This window comes from Streptomyces sp. NPDC056734 (genome assembly GCF_042790455.1).
In the GTDB taxonomy this organism is placed as follows: Bacteria; Actinomycetota; Actinomycetes; order Streptomycetales; family Streptomycetaceae; genus Streptomyces.
The window spans coordinates 332,820-342,703 of the sequence record NZ_JBHTZD010000009.1; the positions used below are offsets into that span (position 1 = coordinate 332,820).

A 9,884-nucleotide genomic window follows, 5' to 3' on the forward strand; every position below is an offset into this window, starting at 1 on the left:
GCCGGCGTAAGTGCCGGGCGGGTCCGTCCCGCCCGGCACCCTTCCAGCACCCACGAAGAGGGGCATCGTGACGGCACGGCAGTCAGTGAGCTACCGATGGCAGGGCAGCGCGCTGCTGCGTCTCACCACCGATCCGGGCGGGCTCGAACTGCCACGCGATCTCGATCTGTCCGGTGCGGAAGCCGCAGCGCGAGGGCGCGAGTGGCTGGCAGCCGTCTGGCGGCGCGAAGAGGTCCGCGTCGCGGTGACCGCAGCCAGCCCCGCCCTCGGCGATCGGATCGGGGAGATGGTGAGCGGGCAGCGATGCGACGTCCGGCAAATCCGACGAGCCGCACTGTCTCTCGCGTCCTATGTGCTTCGCTGGCGGGGACGTCCAACGCCGTTCGGGTTGTTCGCCGGGGTGGCCCCGGTGCGGATCGGCGGCGTACCGAAGGTCTTGTGGGGAGGCAGGCATCGGACAACCGTGCGTGCTGATTCGGTCTGGCTGGCGGGGATCACTGCGCGCCTCAACCAGTGCCCTCAACTGCTGGATCGCTTGCATGTGGTGGCCGCGAACACGGGGCAGGTACGAGGAAGCCGGTGGGCCGCTCCCGGCCTGCCGACGGACGACCGCGCCGAGTCCCTCGCTCCGATCGAGGTATCCGTACGGCATACCGGTCCGGTGGCCGCCGCGCTCGCCTGGGCTGCCTCCCCCATTCGGTACGGCGAGCTGCGAGCACTGCTCGGCGAGCGGTTCCCGACTGCGCCAAGGGGCCGGATCGACGCGATGCTCAGCGGGCTGATCTCCGAGAACGTCCTGATCACCAGCCTCTGGGCGCCGATGACCAAGCTGGACGCCCTCGCGCACCTGTGCACAGAGCTGGAGGCACTCGACGCCAGGGGTATCCCCGCAGCCGAGGGTCTGGTGAACGAATTGTTCGCGGTACGGCACGAGATCGCCGCCACGCATACGGGAGCAGCCCACCCGACGACAGATGTGCGAGCCCTCTTCGATACAGACACGGTGCCGCTGACCGTCGATACGGTCGTGGACTGTGAGGTCCAGATCCCCGAGTCTGTGGTGCGGGACGCGCAAGAGGCAGCCGGGATTCTGTGCAGGCTGTCGCCGTATCCGTTCGGGTACCCGGCCTGGCGCGACTACCACGGACGGTTCCGGGCCCGGTACGGGACCGGGGCGGTGGTGCCACTCCTGGATCTGGTGGGAGACGGTGGCCTCGGCTTCCCCGCCGGCTATCTGGGCTCCCCATACAAGAGCCCGGGTCGGCAGCTCACCGAGCGCGACGAAAAGCTGCTACGCCTGGTCCAGCAGGCGACGTTGGACGGCAGCAGTGAGATCGTCCTGACCGAGCCGGTGATAGCCGATCTGTCGTCCGACGGCACCGACATGGTGCCGGTACCCCGGATAGAAGTGGCCGTCGAGATCCGGGCAGCCACGCCGGCCGACCTGGCCCGTGGTTCCTATCAATTGGCGGTGACCGGCACACCGAGGCCGGGCAGCAGCATGGTGGGACGATTCGCTCACCTGCTACCCGACCAGGACCAGGCCCGGTTCGCGGCCACCTACCAGGCGGCGTCGCCCGGTGCGCTGGCCGCTCAGCTCTCCTTCGTACCTCGTCGCCGCCGCAACGAGAACATCGCCCGCACCATGCAGCTCCTCCCCCACGTAATCTCGCTCTCCGAGCACCGGTCGAACGACGAGACGGTGATCGAGCCGAGGGACCTCGCGGTCATGGCGGACTCCCGGCGCTTTCACCTCGTCCAGCTCTCCACAGGCCGCCCCGTCGAGCCGCGCGTCCTGCACGCGCTGGAAGCCGGCGTCCACACGCCCCCGCTTGCACGCTTCCTCGCGGAGATCGGGAACGCTCGCAGTGCCGTTTACAAGTCCTTCGATTTCGGCGCCGCCGCCCATCTGACCTACCTGCCCCGGGTGCGCCACCGGCGCACGGTCCTGGCTGCTGCCCGCTGGCTGCTGACCGCCCAGGAACTGCCCGGCCGTGCGTCGTCGGCAGACGACTGGGAGACCGCGTTCGCCAAGTGGCGGGCGAAACTGCGCATGCCTGAGCGCATCACCGTGGTGGAGCACGACCAGCGGTTGCCCCTGGACCTCACCCACCCTGTACACCGCCTGATCCTCCGTACGCGCCTCGACAGATCTCAACGCCTCGAACTGCGTGAAGCACCTGGCCCCCATGACTTCGGCTGGCTCGGTCGCGCGCACGAACTCCTTCTTTCCCTCGCCCTGCCCGAGCCCGCCCGCCGCCGGGTGTCAGCTCCTATCCGCACCGTTGATCACAGCGCAGACCACCTTCCGGGCCACTCGGCCGTTCTTCACGCTCGAATTCACGCCCACCCGGACCGCTTCGACGAGATCCTGACCGAGCATCTTCCGGCCCTGGTCGGCTCCTTCGACGCCCACCCGCAGTGGTGGTTCAGCCGTCACCGTGCCACCCCCCGCCCGGACTCGGACCAGCACCTGGCCCTGTCTCTGTTCCTGCCGGATCCCGCCGCGTACGGAAGTGCGGCCGAGCAGGTCCACGACTGGGCGCACGGGTTACGCCGCCGACGCCTCTTGGCGCAGCTCACACTCGCTACCTATCACCCGCCGACCGGCCGGTACGGGCACGGCACGACGATGGATGCTGCCCACGCCGTGTTCGCCGCCGACTCCTCCGCTGCCGTCGCCCAGATCGACGCCACCCTCGGCGGAACGGACGCTCAAGCACTCGCCGCAGCGAGCATGGTCGGCATCGCGACCCACTTCGCACCGACCACCGACGAAGGGCTTCACTGGCTGGCCCAGGAACTGCCGAAGGAGCAGGGGCCGCTCGACCGTGCGCTGCGCGACAGAGCTCTCGAACTCGCCGACTCCTTCGACGATGCCTTCCTGTCCTCCCCTGGAGCGGAAGCTGTGGCTTGGCAACGCCGGGCAGCCGCACTGACGGCCTATCGCGCGGAGTTGTCAGCGCAGCGCGACCCGTTCACTGTTCTGGGCTCACTCCTGCACCTGCACCACCTACGTGCCCTCGGCATCGGCCCCGACCGGGAACGGATCACCGGCCGTCTGGCCCGCGCTTGCGCTCTCCGCCAGACCGCCAGGAGGTCCAGGTGACCGCGCATCCTGCCTCCCCCGATCTGATCGAGCACATTGCCCAACGTCTGGCCGCCCCGGCCCCTCGATCAACGGACAATCCCTGGGCGGCACAGTCCTTGTCCCAGGGTTCAGCCGGAGTGGCCCTGCTGCACATCGAACGGGCCCATTCCGGGGCCGGAAGCTGGCAGCAGGCCCATCGATGGATCACCAGCGCCGCGGCGGGAGAAGTGAGTGCCGCCGACACCAGTGGTCTCTACCAGGGCATACCAGCCGTCGCCTTCGTGTTACAGGCCGCCGCAGGCTCATCCGAACGGTACGGTCATGCCCTCGCCACACTCGACCGCAGCGTCTGCGAACTCGCTCACCGCCGCACCATTGCCGCGCTTGATCGGATCCAGCGCGGCGATCTGCCCGCCTTCCGCGAGTACGACATCTTCTCCGGCCTGACCGGCATCGGTGCCCACCTCCTCCGCCGAGACCCTGCCAACCCCGCGTTGGAAGGCGTGCTGACCTACCTCGTTGCCCTCACCCGCCCCCTGCGCCACGAAGGGCAGAGGGTGCCCGGCTGGTGGGTCGGCCACGACCAGTACACCCGTACCTCCGCCCGCTTTCCGCACGGTCACAGCAACCAGGGCACCGCGCATGGCATCACAGGACCGCTCATGCTCCTCGCTCGGGCGACACTGCGCGGCGCAACGATCGATGGGCAGCGCGAGGCCATCGCCACGATCTGCGGCTGGCTCGACGAGTGGCAACAGTCCGGGCCGACCGGAGCATGGTGGCCCGAGTGCATCCCCCTCACCGGCCTGCGAACCCGCCGCACCAGCCAGACCGGTCCAGCCCGGCCCAGCTGGTGCTACGGCACCCCCGGCATCGCCCGCGCACTCCAGCTCGCCGCCATCGCCACGCACGACAACGACCGCCGGCGCAGGGCCGAAAAGTACCTGATCGACTGCATTGACGACTCCGTCCAACTAGCGCGCCTCGCCGATGCGGGCCTGTGCCACGGCTGGGCAGGCATCTACCAGACCACCTGGCGAGCCGCTCAAGACTCCACGGACCCGACGCTCCGGGCCGCCCTGCCCCATCTCCGCTCCGCGCTCCTCGATGCGGCTGTCAGGTGGACGCCACCCGGCCCCGGCTTCCTCGACGGCGCCACCGGCACCGCCCTCGCCCTGACCACTGCTGCCCGTGACCAGGCGCCGCTATCCGGATGGGATTCATGCCTGCTGATCGACTGAACGTCCCCGGGGTCCGGGAGACGCTGACTGCTGTCCTCGACGCCCTCTCCGGAACCCCACTTCACGAGGCCGCGCATCGTGTGAGCATGGAACCGCCGGAGCTGGAAGCGGCCATCGACGCCTTCCGTCAAGCAGGAACCCTCGCCCTGGAACAGCAGGCCACCACCCCAGGCTGGTGGCAGATCTACGTTGAGTTCCCCGACTGGGTCAACGCCGAGGCCACTGCTGCCACCCACCTCGCCCGGCTCTTCGAGCAATCCGCCACCGAGTGGTGGTTCATCCGCAAACACCCCCACTGGCGAATTCGCCTGCGCCCCCAAGGTCGGCTCGACGGTACGAAGACCACCATGGGCACGGCGCTGGACGACCTCACCACTGCGGGCCACATCCAGCGCTGGTGGACCGGCGTCTACGAACCCGAGTCGGCAGCCTTCGGCGGCACCGACGGCATGACGGCCGCCCACCGGCTGTTCCACACCGACAGCCACGCCATCCTCACCCAGTTCCACGGCCGCCGGCACTCGCTGGGCCGACGCGAACTCTCCGTCCTGCTGTGCACCACCCTGATGCGCGGCGCGGGACTGGAGTGGTACGAACAGGGCGACGTCTGGCACCAGGTCGCCGCCGAGCGCCCCCTTCCGCCCGACGTCGACCCCGAGCGACTCCGCCCCATGGCCGCAGACCTCAAGGCACTGTTGCGGGCCGACCTCCACCCAGACGGTCCGATGCTCGGTGAAGGTGGCCCTGCCACGGAGTTGACTGAATGGGCGGGCACCTTCCGCTCCACGGGCCGGATCCTCGGGGATGCGGCCCGTGGGGGAAGGCTGGACCGGGGCCTGCGCCAGATCCTGGCGTACCACATGATCTTCCACTGGAACCGGCTGGGCCTGCCCACCCGAACGCAGAGCATCCTTGCCGGGGCAAGTCACGCAGCAGTTCTGGACAGCTACTAGCGCACGCCCTCCGGGCACCCCCAAAGGCGCCCGAAGAGGCACACGCAAGCAAGCAGCTCACACCCCTACCGCAACAAAACCCCCGCCCCCTCCCCCACCCCATCGGACGCCACCGTCAGCAACCCCAGCTCCGCGGTCGACGTCAGCAGGCGGTGGGCCGGGAGGATGCGGACCGTGTAGCCGAAGGGGCCCGTGCGGTCTAGGGCGAGGGGGCCCTCGTAGGACCAGCGGCCCTCGGTGTCGGGGCCGGCGACCGGCTTCAGCGGGGCGGTCGACGCGTCGGCGATGCGGTCCTCGGAGTCGACCCGGCCGGACACCGCCTGCACCTCCACGTCCTCGGGGGCGAGGTCGCCCAGCGCCACCCGGACCCGCAGCGAGACTGTCGTGCCGAGTTCGGCGGTCTCGATGGCCGCCGAGGTCTCCACATGGTCGACGGTCACCGCCGGCCAGGCGCCCCGCACCCGCGTCTTCCACCGGGCGAGTTCGCGGGCCGCGTCCGCCTCCAGGGTGCGGTGGGCGCGGGCCGCCGGGGCGTACAGCCGCTCCACGTACTCGCGGACCATCCGCCCGGCCAGCACCTTGGGCCCGAGCTGGGTCAGGGTGCGGCGGACCATCTCGATCCAGCGGTCCGGCAGCCCCTGCTGCCCCCGCTCGTAGAAGCGGGGCGTGATCCGCTGCTCCAGCAGGTCGTACAGCGCCGCCGCCTCGATGTCGTCACGCCGGTCGGTGTCCATGGCCGCCCCGTCGGCGGTCGGGATGGCCCAGCCGAAGTGGGGGTCGAACCATTCGTCCCACCAGCCGTCCAGCACCGACAGATTGAGACAGCCGTTGAGCGCCGCCTTCATCCCGGAGGTGCCGCACGCCTCCAGCGGACGCAGCGGGTTGTTCAGCCAGATGTCACAGCCCGGGTAGAGCTTCTGCGCCATCGCCATGCCGTAGTCGGGCAGGAACACGATCCGGTGCCGCACCCGCGCGTCGTCCGCGAACCGGACCAGCTCCTGGATCAGCCGCTTGCCGCCGTCGTCCGCCGGATGCGCCTTGCCCGCCACCACGATCTGCACCGGCCGCTCCGGGTGCAGCAACAACGTGGTCAGCCGGTCCCGGTCACGCAGCATCAGCGTCAGCCGCTTGTACGAGGGGACGCGCCGCGCGAATCCGATGGTCAGGACGGACGGGTCGAGCACCGAGTCGATCCAGCCCAGCTCGGCCGTGCCCGCCCCGCGCTGCCGCCAGGACGCCCGCAGCCGCTCCCGTACCTCCTCCACCAGATGCCCGCGCAGCGTCCGGCGCAGCTCCCACAGGTCCGCGTCGGGCAGGCCCGCGGCCGCGTCCCAGCGCTCGTCGCCGCCAATGCCCTCCCCCGCCGACCGGTCCTGGAGGCGCAGCACCTCGGGGGCGACCCAGGTCGGCGCGTGCACCCCGTTGGTCACGGACGTGATCGGCACCTCCTCGGCGTCGAATCCCGGCCACAGCCCCGCGAACATGCCCCGGCTGACCTGCCCGTGCAGCAGCGACACCCCGTTGGCCCGCTGGGCGAGCCGCAGGCCCATCGCCGCCATGTTGAAGAGATGGGGCTCGCCGCCCGGGTAGTCCTCCCGACCGAGCCGCAGAATCCGTTCCACCTCGATACGGGGCAGCTCGGCGGCGGGCCCGAAGTGCCGGCCGACCAGCTCCCGGTCGAAGCGGTCGATGCCGGCCGGCACCGGGGTGTGGGTCGTGAACACGGTCCCGGCGCGGACCGTCTCCAGCGCCGCGTCGAAGTCGAGCCCGGTCTCGCACAGCTCGTTGATCCGCTCCAGGCCCAGGAACCCGGCGTGTCCCTCGTTGGTGTGGAACACCTCCGGTTCGGCATGGCCGGTCAGCCGGCAGTACGTACGGACCGCCCGGACCCCTCCTATGCCGAGCAGCATCTCCTGGAGGAGCCGGTGCTCGCTGCCGCCGCCGTACAGCCGGTCGGTCACCCCGCGTTCGCCGAGGTCGTTCTCCTCGACGTCGGAGTCCAGCAGCAGCAGCGGGATCCGGCCGACCTGTGCCAGCCAGATCCGGGCGCGCAGAAAGCGGGCGCCGGGCAGTGCGAGCAGCACCTGGGCGGGCGTGCCGTCGGGCTCGCTCAGCTGGACCAGCGGCAGTTCGTGCGGGTCGAGCACCGGATAGTGCTCCTGCTGCCAGCCGTCCCGGGACAGACTCTGGCGGAAGTAGCCGTGCCGGTAGAGCAGCCCGACCCCGATCAGCGGTACGCCGAGGTCGCTGGCCGCCTTGAGATGGTCCCCGGCGAGGATGCCGAGTCCGCCCGAGTACTGCGGCAGCGCGGCCGTGATGCCGAACTCGGGCGAGAAGTAGGCGACGGCGGCGGGCAGGTCCGCCGACTGGGCCTGGTACCAGCGGTCGCCGCCGACGTACCCGCGCAGGTCGTCGGCGACCCTGCCGAGCCGGTCGAGGAATCCCTGGTCGGCGGCCAGCTCCGCGAGCCGTGCGGGCGGCACACTGCCGAGCAGCCTTATCGGATCGCCGTCCGAGGACGCCCAGCGCCCCGGGTCGACGGACTGGAACAGCTCACGGGTCTCGGGGTGCCAGGACCAGCGCAGATTTCGCGCCAGGTCACTGAGGGGCTGGAGAGGTTCGGGGAGAACGGGTCGGACAGTGAATCGACGGATCGCCTTCACATTCCACCTCGGCGCTTCGCTGGATGACTCCGGTCAATTGGGTTGGCGTCGGTTGAAAAGGTACCGGCGTTGCAGTTGACCTGGCCGGGGACTCCGCCCCGGACCCCGTTATTCGGCCTGAACGGCTGTGTCCGCACACACCGGACGAGCCCCGGTTCGCCCACACGGGCAGCGAGACTGCCCGAAAGTCGCCGCACCCTCTCACCTGCCCCTCTGGCCGGTATGGCCGATTCCGGGCACCTAGGCCACCTTGTGGCGCTTCGGCACGCACGAGAGGCTGCCCAGGTAGTCGAGGAGGGGAACCACGACCAGCCCAGGAGGGGGACCACGGACCATGACGAGGGCACGGACGCGGGCCGGGCGGCTGCACCGGCCGGACGACTTCCTCCGGTACGTCGATGGCGACGCCGCGCGCGGCCGGGGCGGCGGCGACGCCGTGGCTGTCCGTTCGGTCCGTTCAATCGACTCCTGCCGTTCAGTGCGTTCACCGGAAGGCCGCGCCCTGTTCGGTCACGAGCGCCTTGGTTGCCGGGGCGGTTTCGGGCAAGGTGTCCGGGAGGGGCCCGCCCGGTTCGCCGGACGCGCTGCTACGGGTGCCCGTCCGTGACAACGGCCCGTCCGTGACGGGGGACCCATCCCTGACGGGGGACCCATCCCTGACGGCGGACCCATCCCTGACGGGGGACCCATCCGTGACAGCGGCCCAACCATGACGGCGACCCGTCACCACCGGCCGCCGCCCCGCGTGAACAGGGCCGATCGCGTGCGCGGGCGTACGCGTGAGTAGTTAACAGAGTGCCGGATTGCCCACCCGCCCCCGGTGGGAAGCCTCCTGCGGGAACGCCCCGCAGGCACCTTGTGCCGACCTCTCCCCCCTCCATCCATCGCCATCCATCGCCATCCATCGGCCCACCCTCATTGACGCGGACAGGAGCGGTGATGCCCCGCACGCACCACACGTCGACCCCTTCGACGCCCAGCCCACAGCCCAACCCACAGCCCGACCCCCAGGCCAGCCCTCAACCCAGCCCCCAAGCCAACGCCCCGGTCCCGGTCCCGGTCCCGCCCGCCCAACCCGCCCAACCCACCCCACCCGCCCCCCTCGCCCGCATCCCCATCCTCGACATCCGCCCCTGCGTCCAGCAGGGCCGACGCCCCGCGAAGGCCGTCACCGGCGAGTCGTTCGAGGTCTCGGCGACCGTCTTCCGCGAGGGCCATGACGCCGTCGCCGCCAATGTGGTCCTGCGTGACCCCGACGGCCGCCCCGGCCCCTGGACGCCGATGCGTGAACTGGCCCCGGGCACCGACCGCTGGGGCGCCACCGTCGCCGCCGGGCTCCCGGGCCGCTGGACGTACACCGTCGAGGCGTGGAGCGACCCCCTCGCCACCTGGCGCCGGCACGCGCGGATCAAGATCCCGGCGGGCATCGACACCGACCTGGTCCTGGAGGAGGGCGCCCGCCTGTACGAACGTGCCGCCGCCGCCGTCCCGCGAGGCCCGGCCCGCACCGCCGTACGGGACGCCGCCGCGTCCCTGCGTGAGGAGTCCAGGCCCGCCGCGGCCCGGCTGGCGAGGGCGCTGACGCCGAAGGTGGAGGCGGTGCTCGCCCGGTATCCCCTGCGGGAGTTGGTGACCGCCTCGGAGCCGTTGCCGCTGCTGGTCGAGCGGGAGCGGGCGCTGTTCGGGGCCTGGTACGAGTTCTTCCCCCGCTCGGAAGGGACGGCCGACGAACCGCACGGCACCTTCCAAACCGCCGCGCGCCGACTGCCCGCCATCGCCGCCATGGGCTTCGACGTCGTATACCTTCCGCCGATCCACCCCATCGGCACCACCCACCGCAAGGGCCCCAACAACACCCTCTCACCGGGGCCGGAGGATGTCGGGGTGCCGTGGGCGATCGGGTCGCCGGAGGGCGGGCACGACGCCGTGCATCCGG

General features: G+C 70.9%; 5 protein-coding genes. 4 read left to right on the forward strand and 1 reads right to left on the reverse strand.

Annotated features, from left to right (window positions below; genetic code table 11):
- The first annotated feature begins 67 nt into the window (after positions 1-67).
- The 3 genes from ACFRFC_RS16705 to ACFRFC_RS16715 all read left to right on the forward strand — a co-directional run bounded on the left by ACFRFC_RS16705 (position 68) and on the right by ACFRFC_RS16715 (position 5,285).
- A complete protein-coding gene (locus ACFRFC_RS16705; protein ID WP_382685485.1) occupies positions 68-3,109 on the forward strand; it encodes a lantibiotic dehydratase in 3,042 nt (1,013 codons plus the stop codon).
- Positions 3,106-4,332: a lanthionine synthetase C family protein gene (locus ACFRFC_RS16710; RefSeq protein WP_382685487.1), complete on the forward strand. Its 1,227-nt coding sequence runs from the start codon at positions 3,106-3,108 to the stop codon at positions 4,330-4,332. Before ACFRFC_RS16705 ends, ACFRFC_RS16710 begins: the two co-directional genes overlap by 4 nt.
- Positions 4,333-4,418: 86 nt before the next feature.
- Positions 4,419-5,285: a thiopeptide-type bacteriocin biosynthesis protein gene (locus ACFRFC_RS16715; RefSeq protein ID WP_382685489.1), complete on the forward strand. Its 867-nt coding sequence runs from the start codon at positions 4,419-4,421 to the stop codon at positions 5,283-5,285.
- A gap of 65 nt (positions 5,286-5,350) precedes the next feature.
- On the opposite strand, the gene ACFRFC_RS16720 is transcribed toward ACFRFC_RS16715, so the two are convergent.
- Positions 5,351-7,948 carry a glycosyltransferase family 1 protein gene (locus ACFRFC_RS16720; RefSeq protein ID WP_382685491.1) on the reverse strand — a complete coding sequence of 866 codons (2,598 nt, stop codon included), beginning with the start codon at positions 7,946-7,948 and terminating at the stop codon, positions 5,351-5,353.
- A 939-nt stretch (positions 7,949-8,887) separates the two neighbouring features.
- Between ACFRFC_RS16720 and ACFRFC_RS16725 the strand changes: the two genes are divergently transcribed.
- Positions 8,888-9,884: maltotransferase domain-containing protein (locus ACFRFC_RS16725; RefSeq protein WP_383112626.1), on the forward strand; the 997-nt coding region annotated here is incomplete at its 3' end.

Bases quoted from the DNA above. Each gene is read 5' to 3' on its own strand.
- ACFRFC_RS16715 (WP_382685489.1), top strand. From the start codon at position 4,419: ATGGAACCGCCGGAGCTGGAAGCGGCCATCGACGCCTTCCGTCAAGCA.